The organism is Enterobacter sp. UPMP2060 (assembly GCF_053709655.1).
In genome coordinates, this window is record NZ_JBSKJQ010000010.1 from 74,297 (window position 1) to 92,754 (window position 18,458).

An 18,458-nucleotide genomic window follows, 5' to 3' on the forward strand; every position below is an offset into this window, starting at 1 on the left:
GCGGGGGCAGAATAGCAGAAAAGAGAGGAACTACGCGACGCCGGGTTCCTGCGAGCGGCTGTACAGCATTTTGTAGACGGTTGCCGCAGCGGCCACCAGAGCGGGCACGCTGAGGATCATTAAAATACTGTCTGCCTGCCACTGCATAGCGAGAAGCTGGGCGCTGGTCATGGTTCCCGCCACGCCGCCAAAACGGCCGATCCCCTGCATCCAGGCGATGCCCGTCGCGCGGCACTCGGTAGGATAAAAGGTGGCGGCCAGGGTTTGCATGCCTGATTGCGCACCGTTCATCGCGATCCCCATCAGGAAAATCAACCCGCCAAACAGAGCGATATGGTTATGCTCAATACCCAGTAAAAGAATAAGGCCCATTGTCAGCACGAAACCACATGCGACCACTTTATGCGCTTCCCAGCGGTCCATCATCCAGCCCGCGAGCAGAATGCCTGCGGTGCCGCCGAAGGTGAACAGCGAGGTGAGCCAGGCGGATTCCGCCAGAGCATAGCCCATCCCCTGCATCAGCGTTGGCATCCAGCTAAGCAGGACGTAGTAAATCACCAGCCCCATAAAATAGGTCACCCACAGCATCAGGGTGCCGGGCAGCCAGGGCATGGAAAAGAGCTGCGACACGCTCCCTTTTTTAGAGGCGACTTTCTCCTCCGCCAGGAAAAAGCCCGTGACGCTATCCAGCGTGCTGCGGGCGAACTGGCTGGCGATGCGGCGGACCTGCATGACGTCTTTCCCGCGCTGCACCAGAAACTTCACGGACTCCGGTAAAAACAGCGCCAGCAGCAGCGTTAAAATCAGCGGCGCAATCGCCCCGGTCAGCAGCACGCTTCGCCAGCCGTGATGGGGGATAAGCCAGGAAGAGATCGCGCCGCCGCCCGCCGCACCCAGAGGGAAGCCGCAGTACATGGTATTAATCGCCATGGCGCGACAGCGCTGGGGGGCAAACTCCGAGATCAGCGTGATGGCGTTAGGCATTGCGGCACCGAGGCCCAGGCCCGTCAGAAAGCGCCACAGCGTGAGCGTATTCAGACTTTGCGCCCAGGCCGTCCCCAGGCTCGCAAGGCCGAAGAACAGGCACGAAAAGACCAGCACGCGCTTGCGCCCCATCCGGTCCGATACCGGGCCGGCAATCAGCGCGCCCAGCGACAGCCCCAGCAGCGCCGCGCTCAGCACCGGCCCCAGATCCTGTTTGTGTATCCCCCATTCTGCCGACAGCGTAGGCGCGATGTAACCCATCGCCGCCGTATCAAAACCATCGATCGCCAGGACCAGAAAGCCCAGCACAATGAGCAGCCAGTGAAACCCTGAAAAGGGACTCTCATCGATCACCTGCTGAATATCCACCTTACCTGAATACGCCATACGCTCCACTCCAATCTGATGTTGTTTTTGTGTTCTTGTATTTGCTTGTCTATACAATTGCGGACGGCAGGTGGATGTCAAATTTTCTTATCTAATGTGTTATCTGGATGTTATTTTTGGCGTAAAAAAGCGCCCGAGGGGAAAATCGGGCGCGTGAGAAAGAGGGGTTAACCGGAGAAGGTCAGGCCGCGTTTCCCTGAGCCAGGGGAGCCAGCGCCGCCGGTAATTTGCTTAACTCCTGCACCAGAGAATCCTTACTGATTTCGCTAATCGTTCTTGCACCTGTCAGCGTCATCGCTACCTTCATCTCTTTTTCGATCAGGTTGAGCAGATTCGCCACCCCTGCCTGGCCCGCCGTCGCCAGCGCATACAGATACGCGCGCCCCAGCAGCACGCTGTCGGCGCCCAGCGCAATCATGCGCACCACGTCCAGCCCGTTGCGGATGCCGCTGTCGGCCAGGATCGCAATATCGCCTTTCACCGCATCGGCGATGGCCGGCAGGGCGCGTGCGGAAGAGAGCACACCGTCAAGCTGGCGTCCGCCGTGGTTAGAGACCACAATCCCGTCTGCGCCAAAGCGTACCGCGTCGCGGGCATCTTCCGGATCGAGGATCCCTTTGATCACCATCGGGCCGTCCCAGAACTCGCGGATCCACTCCAGGTCTTTCCACGAGATCGACGGATCGAAGTTGTTCGCCAGCCAGCCGATGTAATCTTCCAGCCCGGTCGGTTTACCGAGGTAAGCCGAGATATTGCCCAGATCGTGCGGACGACCGTTCAGGCCGACATCCCACGCCCACTGCGGATGGGTCATGGCCTGCCAGTAGCGGCGCAGGGCGGCATTCGGGCCGCTCATGCCGGAGTGGGCATCACGATAGCGTGCCCCGGGCGTTGGCATATCGACGGTAAAGACCAGCGTGGAGCAGCCCGCCGCTTTGGCGCGCTCGAGCGCGTTGCGCATAAAGCCGCGATCGCGCAGGACGTACAGCTGGAACCACATCGGGCGTTTGATGGTCGGGGCGACCTCTTCAATCGGGCAGACGGACACGGTGGAGAGGGTAAACGGAATGCCTTTGGCATCCGCCGCAGCGGCAGCCTGCACTTCACCGCGGCGGGCATACATGCCGCATAAGCCCACAGGCGCGAGCGCCACGGGCATGGAGAGCGTTTCGTTGAACAGCTTTGTCTCAAGGCTCAGGTCAGACATATTCTTCAGCACGCGCTGGCGCAGGGCCACTTCCGACAGATCTTCCACGTTGCGGCGCAGGGTGTATTCGGCATACGCCCCACCATCGATATAGTGGAACAGGAACGGGGGCAAAATGCGCTGCGCCGCGGCGCGATAGTCACTGGCTGCTGAAATAATCATGCTTTGTTCTCCCTGGAAATATCACTGTCGCCAGGCAGACGGGTAATACGCGCCTGTCGGGCCTGGTCTTCATCGAATCGTTTAATGGTGGTGTGCACGAAACCGAGATGCGCCATCATCGCTTTGCGTGCGGCCTCGGCATCACCGGCCAGAATGGCGTTGAGCACCGCCTCGTGCTGTTCTGTGAGCTGGGCAAACACCGGCGGAACCAGATACATGCGCTGGCGGCTCTGCTTCACGGAGGATTGCAGCAGGTCGAAGAACCCGCGCATGGTCTGAAGCAGCACCACGTTGTGCGACGCCTCGGCAATCGCCAGGTGAAAACGGACATCCGCCTGGGAGGCGATGTCCGGGTCGCTGCTTTGCGTGGCCTCAAAGCAGGCGATGAGTTTCTCTTTGTCGGCGTCGGTTGCCCGCATGGCCGCGTGCCAGGCGGTACTGGTTTCGATGGCGTGACGCGCTTCAAGGATGTCGAAGCTGTAGTCCGGGTCGTTCTCCATCAGCGTCTTTAGCGGCTGCACGATGTTTTGCTCGGACCAGTCGTCATGCTGCCAGCGCACAAAAGTGCCGCCGCCGCGACGGCTCACCAGCACGCCTTCGCTGACCAGCGTCGCCAGCGCCTCGCGCAGTGAATTGCGCGACACGCCAAGCTGGGCGGCAAGCTGGCGTTCGGCGGGCAGCTTCATGCCCGCTTCCAGCTGTTGTTCTTCAATCAGCGCCCGCACGCGAGAGGCAATCTCGTCGGACAGGCGTCTGGGCATCACTATCATGGGATCATCCAGGTTAAGACATAGGCCTGCAGGGTGGTGATCACCCCCACCATGCAGGTGAATATCAGGCTGTGTTTCACGGTAAAGCGGAACAGATCCGACTCTTTACCGACCAGTCCCACCGCCGCACAGGCAATGGCGATGGATTGTGGAGAGATCATTTTCCCGGTCACGCCGCCGGTGGTATTCGCCGCCACCAGCAGGACATCCGACACGCCAATCTGCTGGGCCGCCGTTGCCTGCAGCGCGGCAAACAGGGCGTTAGACGAGGTATCGGAACCGGTCAGGAACACCCCCAGCCAGCCGAGGAACGGCGAGAAGAAGGTGAAGGCGTGGCTGGTATGGGCCAGCGCCAGCGCCAGCGTCGATGACAGGCCGGAGTAGTTCGAGATAAACGCGAACGCCAGCACCATGCCGATGGAGTAAATCGGCAGCATCAGCTCTTTAATGGTCGCGGCAAAGGTCTGCACCGCGGCCGCAGGCTTCATGCGCAGCCACACTACGGAAAGGATAGCGGCAAACAGGATGGCGGTACCGGTGGCGGAGAACCAGTCGAATTTATAGACCGCGGCATACGGCGTAGCGGCGTGCACCACCGGCGGCATACGGGCGACCATTTTGTCGAGGAACGGTACGGAGATGTTAATCACCATGTCGTACAGCGCGCCGCCCGGGGCGAACAGGGCTTTAAACGGCGGGATGCTCCACAAGGTGACCGTTGCGGTCAGGAACAGGAACGGCGACCAGGCGCGGATCACCTGTCCTGCCGTATAGCCCGTACGCGCCAGGGTTTGATCGACCTGCGAGGCGCCCATGTCGGCGAAGCGGAAGATACGTACCGGCTGCCAGCGTTTCAGGAACAGCGTCAGACAGACCAGCGACACCAGCGAGGAGATGATGTCCGGCAGCTCCGGGCCGAGGAAGTTGGAGCTGAGGTACTGGGCAATGGCGAACGAACCGCCCGCCACCATCACCGCAGGCCAGGTTTCCTTCACGCCGCGCCAGCCGTCCATAATCGCCATGATCCAGAACAGGACGATAATGGTCAGGAAGGGCAGCTGGCGGCCAACCATCTGGCCGATCTCGAAGCTGTCCAGCCCGGTGACCTGTCCGGCCACCAGAATCGGAATACCCATCGCGCCAAACGCAACCGGCGCGGTGTTCACAATCAGGCACAGACCGGCGGCATAGAGCGGGTTAAAGCCCAGACCGACCAGCAGCGCGGCGGTGATCGCCACCGGTGCGCCAAAGCCTGCCGCACCTTCCAGAAACGCCCCGAAGGAGAAGCCGACAATCAGCATCTGCAGGCGCTGGTCCGGCGTGATGGAAAGAATCGACGAACGGATTATGTCGAACTGCCCGGTTTTCACCGAGATTTTATAGACAAACACCGCCGCGATGATGATCCACGCAATTGGCCACAGGCCGTAGAAGAAACCGTAGACGACGGAGGCCAGCGCGCGATCGACCGGCATTTTATAGAAGAACAGCGCCACCATCAGGGCGATAGCAACGGTATACGTCGCGGCGAGGTAGCCCTTCAGCTTGAGCTTAATCAGCGCAAAGAAGAAGAACAGGATCGGAAGCGATGCGATCAGGCTCGACAGCCAGATATTTCCGGCCGGGTCGTAGTTTTGTTGCCAGAGGCTCATGCAGGTCTCCTGGGGACCAGACAGCCTGCGCTGCGGGTGAGTCTCCGCTCAACTCTGCGTTACAGGTTGTGTAAAAGTGGTCCTGCCAATGTTGTGTTGTAGGGTTAATGACAATGAATGGTTAACCAAATGTTATGGTCAGGCAATGAGTTTGTGAGCGGAAATAATGGAATTGTGAACCGGGGAAGAAAGAAAAGGGGGATTGGTTGGGCCAATTTGAAGCAGGGTGGGGCCTGATGCCCTCACCCCGGCCCTCTCCCACAGGGAGAGAGGGAAGTATCAGAACGCGGTCTTACAAAAGCCCGTCATCTCTTTCAGGCCCATTTCGCGACCAAGCTCGGTCATAGGGTGTACCACCACCAGACCACGGACGCTTTTCTTCAGCTTGCCCATGTCGGCCTGTTCTTTTTTGGTGATCGCGCGGCGGTGCGGCATGTTCATCAGCTTCTGCGCTTCTTTGCTCAGCTTCTGGCCCTTCACTTCGCGCAGGCGCTCGATTTCTGTTTCCAGCGTGGCGGCTTCTTTTTCCAGCTCGGCGTACTTCTCGGCGGATTCGACCAGTGACAGGCCAGCCATCTGGTGGCGGATCAGATCCAGGCGGTCGCTCAGGCGTTTAATTTCGTTCTTTTCGACTTCTTTCATGACAAATAACTCTGAAAACGGGGAATTTACAGGGAAGGATACACCAATGTGAGCAGGCTTACTTCTGAAACGCTTTTTTTAAGCTGATCCGGGAAATCAGCTCAGTCAGGGAGAGCACCATCGTGGAACGGACAACCTGTTGATAACGCAGCTTTTGCATCGCGTAGAGCTCAGGGTCGCTGTTGTCAAAATGCGGAGCAGGGGGGAGCGCGCTGACGCAGTGCAGTTCGCCGAAGGGCCCCAGGATCTCATCATCGGTAAAGGTGTACTCGTTACCGTCATGATTGAGCTCTTCGCGCAGCGCCATTAACAGCTCCGCATCTTCATACTCTTGTCGGTTGAGCACGCCAAGACCATAAATCAGCTTCAGACGCACGGATAAATCGCCCAGCGGTCCGTCTCCGTCCAGTAACGGTTCTACAGCATACTTTACCGCGTAGTCGTCTTTGCGAAACACCTGAAGCACCAGGATATTCACCGCCTCGGTTAACAGCTCGACGGCGGCGATCAGGAAGCTTCGTACGGTTTTGCCAGCATTCAGACGCTCAAGCACACGATTTTCAAAGGCCTGGGTTTGTTCCATTATTGCCTGCATATCTGACAATCTATTATCTGGGCGCAGGTTAACCTGCGCCGCACTGTGCATCATTTGGTTGCGTTGTATGCGTTAACCGCCTCCACAACCACGTCGCTGTTGGCGTCCAGACCGGAAATCTGCGCCAGCGCAGCCTGCGCGCCTTTGTCATCAATAAGCTGAGCCAGTTCCTGCGCCTGTGGGTCCTGCTCGCTGCGGTAGTGCATCGCGGCGGCAATGCCTTTCACCAGGTTGGCGTGCGGCAGGCCGTATTCCAGCGTGCCCAGCAGCGGCTTAATCAGACGGTCGCCCGCGCTCAGTTTGCGCAGAGGCTGACGGCCCACGCGCTCAACGTCATCTTTCAGATACGGATTTTCAAAGCGACCGAGGATTTTCTGGATGTATGCTGCGTGTTTATCAGCATCAAAACCGTAGCGTTTGATCAGCACCGCGCCGCTCTCTTCCATTGCCCCTTTTACCACCGCGCGGATCTTCTCATCGAGGATCGCATCACGAATGGTCTGATGACCGGCCAATTTTCCGAGGTACGCGGTTATAGCATGCCCGGTGTTCAGCGTGAAGAGTTTGCGTTCGACAAATGCCATCAGGTTATCGGTTAATTCCATTCCCGGAATGGTCGGCAGGGCGCCTTTAAACTGGGTTTTATCCACGATCCACTCGCTGAAGGTTTCCACGGTCACTTCCAGCGGGTCGTTGGTGGCGGATTCAGACGGCGGAACGATGCGATCCACGGCGGAATCCACAAACCCAACGTGCGCTTCAACCCAGGCTTTGTCTTCGTCGGCTACAGCGTTGAGCACGTGGCCTTTCAGCTGCGTGGTGCCGCGCACCATGTTTTCGCAGGCGATGATGTTCAGCGGAGCGTCGATGCCCTGCGCTTTACGTTTTGCCAGGCCTTTCGCAACCGCAGGGGCGATGCGCTCAAGAACGACCGGACCCACGGCCGTGGTGACCAGATCGACGCTGGCAATCAGGTCGATAACGTCTTCCCCGATGCTGCTGACCGCGTTGACGCCGGATACCGTCTCAACCTGCTCGTTTTCACCGACTACATGGACCTGATAGCTATGACGCGCATTCAGGGCATCCAGGACCACCTGATTCACATCGGCGAATGTCAGCGTAATGCCCGCGTCTGCCAGCAGTTTACCGATAAAACCACGACCGATATTACCTGCGCCAAAATGTAATGCTTTCATAGTGTTAACCTTCATCAATGTTTTTACCCGAGAGGGCTGGGGTGAGGAACTTTTTCCCCTCACCCTAGCCCTCTCCCCCATGGGGGAGAGGGAAGAGGACTTATTTGTTAAGAAGTGCCAGGACTTCTTCCACGCTGGTGGTGCTCGCCAGACGCGCAATGACAGACTCATCGTCCAGCGCGTTGGTCAGGCTGGTAATCACCTGAATGTGCTCGTTGTTGCGAGCGGCGATACCAATCACCAGACGGGCGATGTCGTCTTCTTCTTCACCGAAGCGCACGCCCTGCGGATACTGACAGAATACGACGCCGGTTTTCAGGACGCGATCTTTCGCTTCAACCGTACCGTGCGGCACCGCGATGGATTCGCCCAGGTAGGTTGGCGTCAGTTTTTCGCGTTCCAGCATTGCGTCGACATATTCAGGCTGAACGTAGCCGCCTTTCACCAGCTGCTCGCCGGCAAAGCGAATCGCTTCTTCTTTGGTTGCTGCTGTGCGACCGAGGAAGATGTTTTCCGCACCCAGTTTGAACAGGTGGGCGTTGCTTTCGTCAAAGCTGTCCTGCAGGCTTGAGCGCACTTTCACTTCGTTGTCTTCGTGACGCTGCGCCGCAACCAGACGTTCGGTCAGGCTGGTGTACAGGCCGCTGTCGAGGAAGTTGGTCAGCGAGATGTGCTGTGCCTGCGGCACCTGGCGCATGGCGCGTTCGGTCAGGTCGCGGTGCGTGATGACCAGGTCAACGTCCGGCGGCAGGCTGTTAATGGCGCTGTTGGTGACGGAGATGTTGGTCAGACCCGCATCCTGCACTTTCTTACGCAGCACGCCTGCACCCATTGCGCTGGAACCCATACCGGCGTCACAGGCAACGATGATTTTACGCACGTGGCTCAGGTCGTTAGACACGTCGCCAGCCGCCAGCGGGGTCGCGCCTTTGGATTCGGCTTTCATGTCGTGCATACGACGGGTCGCCGCTTCAATATCGTCGTCTTCTTTCACTTTGCTGGTTTTCAGCAGGATAGAAGAGACCACGAAGGAGACTGCCATGGCTGCACAGATGGCCGCGATGTTCGCGAAGTACGCCCCTTTTGGCGTCATCGCCAGCACCGCCAGGATAGAACCCGGAGAAGCTGGAGACACCAGACCGCCGCCCAGCACGCTCAGGGTGAACACGCCGGTCATACCGCCAAGGATAACGGCCAGGATCAGGCGTGGGTTCATCAGCACGTACGGGAAGTAAATTTCGTGGATACCGCCCAGGAAGTGAATGATTGCCGCGCCGCCAGCAGACTGCTTAGCGCTGCCGCGACCAAAGAACATGTACGCCAGCAGTACGCCCATACCCGGGCCTGGGTTGGCTTCAATCAGGAAGAAGATAGACTTGCCGAGATCGTGAGACTGCTGAATACCCAGCGGCGAGAAGATACCGTGGTTGATGGCGTTGTTCAGGAACAGGATTTTCGCCGGTTCAACGAAGATAGACGCCAGCGGCAGCATGTCGTGCGCCACCATAAAGTTAACGCCTGCCGCCAGAATTTTAGACAGCACTTCAACCGCTGGGCCAATGCCGAGGAACGCCAGAATCGCGAGGATCATCCCGATGATGCCCGCAGAGAAGTTGTTCACCAGCATTTCGAAGCCGGATTTGATCTTACCATCAACCCAGACGTCGAATTTCTTAATCGCCCAGCCGCCCAGAGGACCGGCAATCATTGCACCGAGGAACATCGGCATATCCGCACCGACGATAACACCCATGGTCGTGATGGCACCCACTACGCCACCACGGTCACCGCCCACCAGACGACCACCGGTGAAACCGATGAGCAGCGGCAGGAGATAGGTAATCATTGGGCCAACAAGTTTCGCCAGCGTTTCGTTAGGCAACCACCCTGTCGGAATGAACAATGCAGTGATGATACCCCACGCGATAAACGCGCCGATATTTGGCATCACCATGTTGCTGAGGAAACGACCAAAGCTTTGAACTTTGATCTTGAAATCGGATGACATAAAACACCCCTTCTTCTGTTTACGCTTAGGCTTGCGGCCCGAGGTTTATTGTTAATGAGGCGGCAGAGGTAGCCGGGCCCTGTTCTGATGCTGTGAAATCTGGCACTGAATCGTTCAACTGTCCAGACAGCGAAAATTTGTGTGACGCACATCACGTAAAGGTAGGGGGTGTGGATGTCAATGAGGTGATCTTAGTCACAAAAAAGGTGGGCAAAAAAAATACGACGGCGAGGAATGCGGCAAAAACCACCCTTTTATGTGATGGTTGTCACGATTTGGTTTTGTGGGTTTGTTTCTGGATTGTGACTGATTTCACAAAATATTTTTATGCAGATTTCTCCGGCTGCGATCGGCGGCAAACTCTGCTTAGCGATTCGGCGCCAGGATGGCATAGCGCGACACGTTAAGCTAAAAAACCACTTTTGAAGTGTGGTATGGCGAAAAGTTAAAAGGTGGATTACGCTCATATTGTAAGGTTAAGTATATTATTATTCATGATATATTTTGACACGCTTATAAACTTGCACGGAGATATTATAAAAAACGATACTCCCCGGCTCTGAAATAACCAGTATACCTTCTGTATTTCAAAATAAATTAATTAGGTTGCGTACTGTTTTATTAATTAAATGAGTTGACGTTGTTTAAGTGAGGAGAATATGTTTCTCAACTATTTTGCGCTGGGCGTATTGATTTTTGTATTTCTGGTTCTCTTTTATGGAATCATCGCCATCCATGACATTCCTTATAATATGGCCAAAAAGCGAAACCATCCGCATGCCGATGCGATTCACACGGCAGGCTGGATTAGCCTGTTTACGCTCCATGCCATCTGGCCGTTCCTGTGGATATGGGCCACGCTGTACCGTGAAGATCGCGGCTGGGGGATGCAAAACCACATCACCAAGCCTGATGAGGTTCCGGGCATGGATGCGCTGGTCAAACGCGTGGCCGAATTAGAACAAAAGCTGGCCGCGGTACAGCCCGCCGCTGATAAGAACACGCTGGAGCGCTAATCATGGATCTGTTAATTATTTTGACCTATGTGGCATTTGCTTGGGTGATTTTTAAAATATTCCGTATTCCGGTAAACCAGTGGACGCTTGCCACCGCGACATTAGGCGGGGTGTTTATTGTTGCCGGACTTATTCTGTTAATGAACTATAACCATCCGTACACCTTTACGGCGCAAAAGGCGGTTATTTCTATTCCAATTACGCCGCAGGTTACCGGGGTGGTCAGTGAAGTGACCGATAAAAATAACCAGCTAATTAAAAAAGGCGAAGTGTTATTTAAACTGGATCCGGGCCGCTACCAGGCGCGCGTCGACAGACTCCAGGCCGACCTGGTGACCGCGACGCACAATATCGACAATCTGAAAGCGCAGCTTTCGGAAGCGGTCGCCAATACCACCCGCGTGTCGGCTGAACGCGATCGTCTGTTTAAAGATTATCAGCGCTACCTGAAAGGCAGCCAGGCAAAGGTGAATCCGTTTTCTGAAAGCGATATCGACAACGCGCGGCAAAATTATCTCGCACAGGATGCGATGGTGAAAGGCTCCGTTGCCGAACAGACGCAGATTCAAAGCCAGCTGGACAGCATGGTGAACGGCGAACAGTCGCAGATTGCCTCCTTACGCGCGCAGCTTGCTGAAGCGAAATACAACCTGGATCAGACCGTGGTCCGTGCGCCAAGCGATGGCTATATCACCCAGGTGCTGATCCGTCCGGGGACGTACGCCGCCGCGCTGCCGCTGCGTCCGGTGATGGTCTTTATTCCTGAACAGAAGCGTCAGATCGTGGCCCAGTTCCGTCAGAACTCGTTGTTGCGTCTGAAGCCGGGCGATGAAGCGGAGGTGGTGTTTAACGCGCTGCCGGGCCAGGTGTTTACCGGTAAACTCACCAGTATTCTGCCGGTGGTGCCGGGAGGCTCCTATCAGGCGCAGGGCGCGCTGCAGTCGCTGACGGTGGTGCCGGGAACGGACGGCGTGTTGGGTACGATTGAGCTGGATCCGAATGCGGAGGTCGATGCGCTGCCAGACGGTATCTATGCCCAGGTGGCGGTCTACTCGGACCATTTCGCCCACGTCTCGGTGATGCGTAAAGTATTGCTGCGTATGACCAGCTGGATGCACTACCTCTATCTCGATCACTAATCCTTCCAGGGCAGGAATGCGACACGCATACCTGCCCTTTTTTCATCGCTTGATCCATACTGACTTTTTTCCGGCATCAAGGATCAGGCAATGAAACTCATCGGTAGCTACACCAGTCCCTTCGTGCGAAAAATCTCGATTCTCCTGCTGGAGAAAGGGATTGAATTTGAATTCATCAATGAACAGCCCTACAACGCTGAAAACGGCGTCGCGCAGTACAACCCGCTGGGGAAAGTCCCGGCGCTGGTGACGGACGAGGGCGAATACTGGTTCGATTCCCCGATTATTGCGGAGTATATCGAGCTGCTGGGCGTTGCCCCGGCAATGCTGCCGGCTGACCCAAAAGCGGCGCTGGCGGTGAAGCAAGTCGAAGCCCTGGCCGATGGCATTATGGATGCGGCGTTAACCTCCGTGCGTGAGCAGGCCAGGCCCGCCGCCCAGCAGTCGGAAACGGAACTGTTACGCCAGCGGGAAAAAATTAGCCGTAGCCTGGACAGGTGCGAACAGCTTATCCGGGAGGGAAAGATTCAAACCGACAGCCTGAACCTGGCAACTATCGCTATCGCCTGCGCCATCGGCTATCTCAACTTCCGCCGGGTTTCCCCTGGCTGGTGCGTCGACCGTCCGCTGCTGGTGAAACTGGCAGACACGCTTTTTAGCCGCGAGAGCTTTGCCCGGACAGAACCGCCAAAGGCTTGACGCGGGTTATAACACTTCGGCGTCGGAGGCGGTACAATCCCTCCACATGTTAACTCCCTCTCCCGTCGGGAGGGGGGAAGATATTTACTCGCCAGGCGCTTTCATGACTACTCATCATTCGCTGTACAGCCAGATCCCCGCTACCGACCGTCTCCTTCGCGAGCCCCGCATTCATGCTGCCGTTGAGCGCTTCGGCCATACCGCGACGGTGGAGATGTTACGCCTGCTTCAGGACGAAGCCCGATGCGCTATTCAGGCAGAAAACGCCTTGCCCGACTGGTGCGCGGCGTGGGAGCAGGAAGTTGAGCACCGGCTGGATGAGAAAGCGCAAAGCGCATTACGCCCGGTGATTAACCTGACCGGTACCGTGCTCCATACCAACCTGGGCCGCGCGCAGCAGGCGGAAGAGGCGGTTGCGGCGGTTGTACAGGCCATGCGGGCGCCCGTGACGCTGGAGTACGATCTGGACGGCGCCGGTCGCGGGCATCGTGACCGGGCGCTGGCGGACCTGCTGTGCCAGCTGACCGGCGCGGAAGATGCCTGCATTGTGAATAACAACGCCGCAGCGGTACTGCTGATGCTGGCGGCGACTGCCAGCGGCAAAGAGGTGGTGGTTTCCCGCGGCGAGCTGGTGGAGATTGGCGGGGCGTTTCGTATTCCGGACGTGATGCGCCAGGCGGGCTGCACGCTGCATGAAGTGGGCACTACTAACCGTACCCATGCGAAAGATTATCGCGCGGCGGTGAATGAAAATACCGCCCTGCTGATGAAGGTTCACACCAGCAATTATCATATTGAAGGCTTCACCAAAACGGTTGAAGAGGGCGAGCTGGCGGCGATTGGCCGCGAACTGAATATTCCGGTGATTGCCGATCTCGGCAGCGGCTCGCTGGTGGATCTGAGCCTTTACGGGCTGCCGAAAGAGCCGATGCCGCAAGAGATGATTGCGGCGGGCGTCAGCCTGGTCAGCTTTTCCGGCGACAAGCTGCTTGGCGGGCCGCAGGCCGGGATTATCGTCGGCAAGCGCGAGCTGATTGCGAAGCTGCAGCAGCATCCGCTTAAGCGCGCCCTGCGAGCCGATAAAATGACGCTTGCCGCGCTGGAGGCGACGCTGCGGCTTTATCTTCATCCGGAGAAACTGGCCGACCGCCTGCCCACGCTGCGTCTGTTGACCCGTGATGCCGCTTCGATTCGCGCCCAGGCCGAATTACTGCTGCCGCGCATTGCCCCGCACTACCCCAATTTTGACGTTCGCATTGAACCCTGCCAGTCGCAGATTGGCAGCGGTTCGCTGCCGGTGGACAGGCTGCCGAGTGAAGCGCTCACGTTCACCCCGCGTGACGGGCGCGGCAGCCACCTTGAAGCCCTGTCGGCGCGCTGGCGTGGCCTGCCCGGGCCGGTTATCGGGCGGATTTACGATGGCCGAATGTGGCTGGATCTGCGCTGCCTTGAAGATGAAGAGCGATTTCTGGAGATGTTGTTGAAATGATTATTGCCACCGCCGGTCACGTCGACCACGGAAAAACCACGTTGCTGCAGGCGATTACCGGTATAAACGCCGACCGCCTGCCGGAAGAGAAAAAGCGCGGCATGACCATCGATCTGGGCTATGCCTACTGGCCCCAGCCTGATGGTCGCGTGCTGGGTTTTATTGATGTTCCGGGGCATGAAAAGTTTCTGTCCAACATGCTGGCGGGCGTGGGGGGTATCGATCATGCCCTGCTGGTGGTGGCCTGCGATGATGGCGTTATGGCGCAAACCCGTGAGCATCTGGCGATCCTGCAGCTGACCGGTAACCCGCAGCTGACCGTGGCGCTGACCAAAGCCGATCGCGTGGATGACGCACGCGTCAGCGAGGTGCGCGAAGCGGTACAGGCGACCTTGCAGGAGTATGGTTTTGCCGATGCACCGCTTTTTGTCACCGTGGCGACAGAAGGACGCGGTATCGATGAACTTCGCCACCACTTACAGCAGCTTTCGTCGCGTGACCACGCCAGCCATCACCGCTTCCGTCTGGCAATTGACCGGGCGTTTACCGTGAAAGGCGCGGGGCTGGTGGTGACCGGGACGGCGCTGAGCGGTGAAGTGAACGTAGGTGATACGCTCTGGCTGACGGGCGTTAACAAACCGATGCGCGTGCGCGGCTTACATGCGCAAAACCAGCCCGCGGAGCGTGCTCATGCCGGGCAGCGGATCGCGCTGAACATTACCGGGGATGCGGAAAAAGAGCAGCTTAACCGCGGCGACTGGCTGCTGGCCGATGCCCCTCCTGAGCCGTCTGAACGCGTCATTGTCTCCCTGCAGACAAACGTGCCCCTGACCCAATGGCAGCCGCTGCATATTCACCACGCGGCCAGCCATATCACCGGGCGCGTGTCGCTGCTGGAAAACGATCTTGCCGAACTGGTATTCGATTCACCGCTCTGGCTTGCAGACAACGATCGTCTGGTTCTGCGTGATATTTCCGCGCGGGAAACGCTGGCCGGGGCACGGGTGGTCGCGCTGAATCCGCCGCGACGCGGCAAGCGTAAGCCTGAATATCTGCAGTGGCTGGCAGCGCTGGCGCAGGCCAGCGATGATAACGCCGCGCTGCGGGTGCATCTTGAGCGCGGTGCGGTGAGCCTGCGTGATTTTGCATGGGCACGCCAGCTGAGCGAGGAAGGGTTACGCCTGCTGGCCCAACAGCCGGGCTTTATTCAGGCTGGAAACAGTCTGCTAAACGCCCCGGTTGCTGCGAACTGGCAGCGTAAGATACTGAACACGCTCGCAACGTACCATGAACAGCATCAGGATGAGCCTGGCCCGGGCCGTGAGCGTCTGCGGCGCATGGCGCTGCCGATGGAAGACGATGCGCTCGTGCTGGTGCTGATTGAAAACATGCGCGAAAGCGGGGCGATCAAAAGCCACCACGGCTGGCTGCATCTTCCGGATCACAAGGCCGGGTTCACCGCTGAGCAAGAGGCAGTATGGCAAAAAGTGGCCTCGCTGTTTGGCGATGAGCCGTGGTGGGTTCGCGATCTGGCCCGCGAAACGAATACCGACGAGCAGGTGATGCGTCAGGTATTGCGCCATGCGGCGCAGCAGGGGCTGATAGTCGCGATCGTGAAAGATCGTTATTACCGTAACGATCGCATTGTGGCGTTTGCGAACCTGATCCGCGAGCTGGATCAGGAGCGGGGTTCTACCTGTGCAGCCGATTTCCGCGATCGGCTGAACGTGGGCCGCAAGCTGGCGATTCAGATCCTGGAGTATTTCAACCGCATCGGCTTTACCCGCCGTCGCGGTAACGATCATTTATTGCGCGATTCGTTATTATTTCCTGAAACTCCGTGACCCCTGTCGTAAAGCCGTTACCGGTTGGCGAGAAAATCGCCAGCCGGAACTACCCTTGATGTACACCAACAGCAAGGAGACGGTCATGACAAACAATCCTCCCTCATCGCGTATCCAGCCCGGCGAGTATGGTTTTCCCCTCAAGCTGAAGCCTCGTTATGACAACTTTATTGGCGGCGACTGGGTAGCTCCCGTCGACGGCGAATACTATTCCAACCTGACCCCCGTAACCGGCCAGCCGCTGTGCGAAATAGCCAGCTCCGGCAAGCGCGATATCGATCTGGCGCTGGATGCGGCGCACAAAGCGAAAGATAAATGGGGCCACACCTCCGTTCAGGACCGCGCGGCTATTTTGTTCAAAATCGCTGACCGGATGGAGCAGAATCTGGAGCTGCTGGCGACGGCGGAAACCTGGGATAACGGCAAGCCGATCCGGGAAACGATGGCTGCAGACGTGCCGCTGGCCATCGACCACTTCCGCTATTTTGCCTCCTGCATTCGCGCTCAGGAGGGCGGAATAAGCGAGGTAGACAGCGACACCGTGGCGTATCACTTCCACGAACCGCTGGGCGTCGTCGGGCAAATCATTCCATGGAACTTCCCGCTGCTGATGGCGAGCTGGAAAATGGCGCCCGCGCTGGCGGCCGGGAACTGCATTGTGCTTAAACCGGCGCGTCTGACCCCGCTCTCGGTGCTGCTGCTGATGGAAATCGTTGGCGATCTTCTGCCGCCGGGCGTGATTAACGTGGTCAACGGTGCGGGCGGTGAGATAGGGGAATATCTGGCTACCTCGAAACGGATCGCTAAAGTGGCGTTTACCGGGTCGACGGAAGTGGGCCAGCAGATTATGCAGTACGCCACGCAGAACATCATTCCGGTAACCCTGGAGCTGGGCGGGAAATCCCCGAACATCTTCTTCGCGGACGTGATGGAGGAAGAGGATGCCTTCTTCGATAAAGCCCTGGAAGGGTTTGCGCTGTTTGCGTTTAACCAGGGCGAAGTCTGCACCTGCCCAAGCCGCGCGCTGGTGCAGGAGTCCATCTATGAGCGCTTTATGGAGCGGGCCATTCGCCGCGTCGAGTCTATCCGCAGCGGTAACCCGCTCGATAACGTTACGCAGATGGGGGCGCAGGTCTCGCACGGACAGCTGGAAACCATCCTCAACTACATCGATATCGGCAAGAAAGAGGGGGCGGATATTCTGACCGGCGGTCGCCGTAAGGTGCTCGGTGGGGATCTGCAGGAAGGGTATTATCTGGAGCCAACGATCCTGTTCGGTCAGAACAACATGCGCGTCTTCCAGGAGGAAATTTTCGGACCGGTGCTGGCCGTAACCACCTTCAAAACGATGGAGGAGGCGCTGGAGATTGCCAACGACACGCCGTATGGCCTGGGAGCCGGCGTCTGGAGCCGCAACGGTAATCTGGCCTATAAAATGGGCAGAGGCATTCAGGCCGGGCGCGTCTGGACCAACTGCTACCACGCCTATCCGGCGCATGCGGCATTTGGCGGTTATAAGCAATCGGGCATCGGGCGTGAAACCCATAAGATGATGCTGGAGCATTATCAGCAGACGAAATGTTTGCTGGTCAGCTACTCCGATAAACCGCTGGGGCTGTTCTAATCGCCCAGCTCAGGCCGTCCATGGGCGGCCTGAGCAATTTGCTGGCGCAGGCAGTTCAGAACGCCATCCAGAACGTATTGCACGCGCCAGGGCTGGTATTCGCGTTTGCGGAAGATGGCCGTCAGATCGAGCCACCACTCTTCCTGATGCGGGAAGCAGGGGACCAGCATCCCTTGCGTTAATTCTTTTTTCAGACTTTCTTTTGGCGCAAAAACAATCCCAAGATTATTTCTTGCCAGCTCCAGGGCCGTCTGCGTATTGTCGCAAATATAATTACCGGTCACCCGGTAGTCATGCACGCTATCACTGCCGTGTACGCGGAAACGCCAGATGTTTGCATCATCGATCAGCATGGAATCAATGAGAATACAGGAGTGATTAATTAAACCTTCAGGTCCCGTTAAGGGGTGTTTATTTAAATATTCCAGGGTAGCGAATGCCGTAACAGAATATTTTGTTAACACGCTGGCAACCAGACTTTCGTCTTTCGGCGGCGCATAGGTAATTAAAATGTCGCAGTCATCCGGAAAAGAAACGCCTTCTGAATATTCATTCCGATCCAGGTTATAGGTTTTCAGGGAGATGCGGATGTCACCGATATCTTCTATCTGATGGATCACGTGGCGCGCGAGATAGGTTACGATACCTGTAGGGGCATAGATCGTGACCTTTCCGTGCTTTTCATGCTTATAATCAGCAATAAAATTAACGAGTTGACTGTTCTTATCCAGCGTGGCATCAATGTACGGGAGTAACGCTTCCCCAAACTGGGTCAGGGCCAGCTGCCGCGTGGTGCGCTCAAAAACCTTGAGTCCAACCCGCGTTTCAAAATCAGACAGATATTTACTGACGTTGGCCTGCGCCATGCCCAGCAGGGCGGCGGCATCACCAATGCTGTGGGTGGCTGCGATGACGGATATAATTTTTAACTCGCGCGGCTTTAGCTGTAATTTATTCATCATGCACACCCATCTATATGATTTTGTATATAATATTATATAAACCGCAGCGTTGCATTGGCAAATTTGTAACCATTATTAT

General features: G+C 57.2%; 15 protein-coding genes. 6 read left to right on the forward strand and 9 right to left on the reverse strand.

All coding sequences use genetic code 11. The features are described from left to right. Positions 1 to 30: 30 nt before the first annotated feature. The 8 genes from ACWKXN_RS17795 to ACWKXN_RS17830 form a co-directional block, all read right to left on the reverse strand. Entirely contained in the window at positions 31 to 1,371 is a 1,341-nt protein-coding gene (locus ACWKXN_RS17795) for an MFS transporter (RefSeq protein ID WP_454544087.1), read from the reverse strand. Positions 1,372 to 1,552: 181 nt separating this feature from the next. Beyond that, positions 1,553 to 2,740 (reverse strand): FMN-dependent L-lactate dehydrogenase LldD, encoded by a 1,188-nt coding sequence (lldD, locus tag ACWKXN_RS17800; protein ID WP_058841867.1) that lies wholly within the window; start codon positions 2,738 to 2,740, stop codon positions 1,553 to 1,555. Beyond that, complete coding sequence (lldR, locus tag ACWKXN_RS17805) at positions 2,737 to 3,510, reverse strand: transcriptional regulator LldR (RefSeq protein WP_023294814.1); 774 nt, start codon at positions 3,508 to 3,510, stop codon at positions 2,737 to 2,739. The genes lldD and lldR overlap by 4 nt, the downstream gene beginning before the upstream one ends. Beyond that, positions 3,507 to 5,162 (reverse strand): L-lactate permease, encoded by a 1,656-nt coding sequence (gene lldP / locus ACWKXN_RS17810; RefSeq protein WP_032650757.1) that lies wholly within the window; start codon positions 5,160 to 5,162, stop codon positions 3,507 to 3,509. Before lldP ends, lldR begins: the two co-directional genes overlap by 4 nt. Positions 5,163 to 5,441: 279 nt before the next feature. Continuing rightward, positions 5,442 to 5,804: a YibL family ribosome-associated protein gene (locus tag ACWKXN_RS17815; RefSeq protein ID WP_039261135.1), complete on the reverse strand. Its 363-nt coding sequence runs from the start codon at positions 5,802 to 5,804 to the stop codon at positions 5,442 to 5,444. Between the two features lie 58 nt (positions 5,805 to 5,862). Beyond that, entirely contained in the window at positions 5,863 to 6,453 is a 591-nt protein-coding gene (gene mtlR, locus ACWKXN_RS17820; RefSeq protein WP_033147025.1) for a mannitol operon repressor MtlR, read from the reverse strand. Continuing rightward, a complete protein-coding gene (gene mtlD, locus ACWKXN_RS17825; protein WP_032665121.1) occupies positions 6,450 to 7,598 on the reverse strand; it encodes a mannitol-1-phosphate 5-dehydrogenase in 1,149 nt (382 codons plus the stop codon). Before mtlD ends, mtlR begins: the two co-directional genes overlap by 4 nt. A gap of 100 nt (positions 7,599 to 7,698) precedes the next feature. After that, positions 7,699 to 9,606 (reverse strand): PTS mannitol transporter subunit IICBA, encoded by a 1,908-nt coding sequence (locus ACWKXN_RS17830; RefSeq protein WP_023309922.1) that lies wholly within the window; start codon positions 9,604 to 9,606, stop codon positions 7,699 to 7,701. Positions 9,607 to 10,265: 659 nt separating this feature from the next. Here ACWKXN_RS17830 and ACWKXN_RS17835 point away from each other — a divergent pair. The 6 genes from ACWKXN_RS17835 (at position 10,266) to aldB (ending at position 17,417) form a co-directional block, all read left to right on the forward strand. Then, a complete protein-coding gene (locus ACWKXN_RS17835; RefSeq protein ID WP_224979698.1) occupies positions 10,266 to 10,622 on the forward strand; it encodes a DUF3302 domain-containing protein in 357 nt (118 codons plus the stop codon). A 2-nt stretch (positions 10,623 to 10,624) separates the two neighbouring features. Continuing rightward, complete coding sequence (locus ACWKXN_RS17840; protein WP_033147023.1) at positions 10,625 to 11,761, forward strand: HlyD family secretion protein; 1,137 nt, start codon at positions 10,625 to 10,627, stop codon at positions 11,759 to 11,761. A gap of 90 nt (positions 11,762 to 11,851) precedes the next feature. Further along, a complete protein-coding gene (locus ACWKXN_RS17845; protein WP_039261138.1) occupies positions 11,852 to 12,460 on the forward strand; it encodes a glutathione S-transferase in 609 nt (202 codons plus the stop codon). Between the two features lie 103 nt (positions 12,461 to 12,563). After that, positions 12,564 to 13,949 (forward strand): L-seryl-tRNA(Sec) selenium transferase, encoded by a 1,386-nt coding sequence (gene selA, locus ACWKXN_RS17850; RefSeq protein WP_454544088.1) that lies wholly within the window; start codon positions 12,564 to 12,566, stop codon positions 13,947 to 13,949. Then, positions 13,946 to 15,793, forward strand: coding sequence for a selenocysteine-specific translation elongation factor (selB, locus tag ACWKXN_RS17855; protein ID WP_454544089.1), 1,848 nt, complete (start codon positions 13,946 to 13,948; stop codon positions 15,791 to 15,793). Before selA ends, selB begins: the two co-directional genes overlap by 4 nt. Positions 15,794 to 15,878: 85 nt before the next feature. Then, positions 15,879 to 17,417 carry an aldehyde dehydrogenase AldB gene (gene aldB, locus ACWKXN_RS17860; protein WP_023309928.1) on the forward strand — a complete coding sequence of 513 codons (1,539 nt, stop codon included), beginning with the start codon at positions 15,879 to 15,881 and terminating at the stop codon, positions 17,415 to 17,417. Here aldB and ACWKXN_RS17865 read toward each other — a convergent pair. Next, on the reverse strand, positions 17,414 to 18,379 hold the full coding sequence (locus ACWKXN_RS17865) for a LysR family transcriptional regulator (RefSeq protein ID WP_454544090.1): 966 nt from the start codon (positions 18,377 to 18,379) through the stop codon (positions 17,414 to 17,416). The two genes, aldB and ACWKXN_RS17865, sit on opposite strands and share 4 nt — an antisense overlap. Positions 18,380 to 18,458 lie beyond the last annotated feature (79 nt).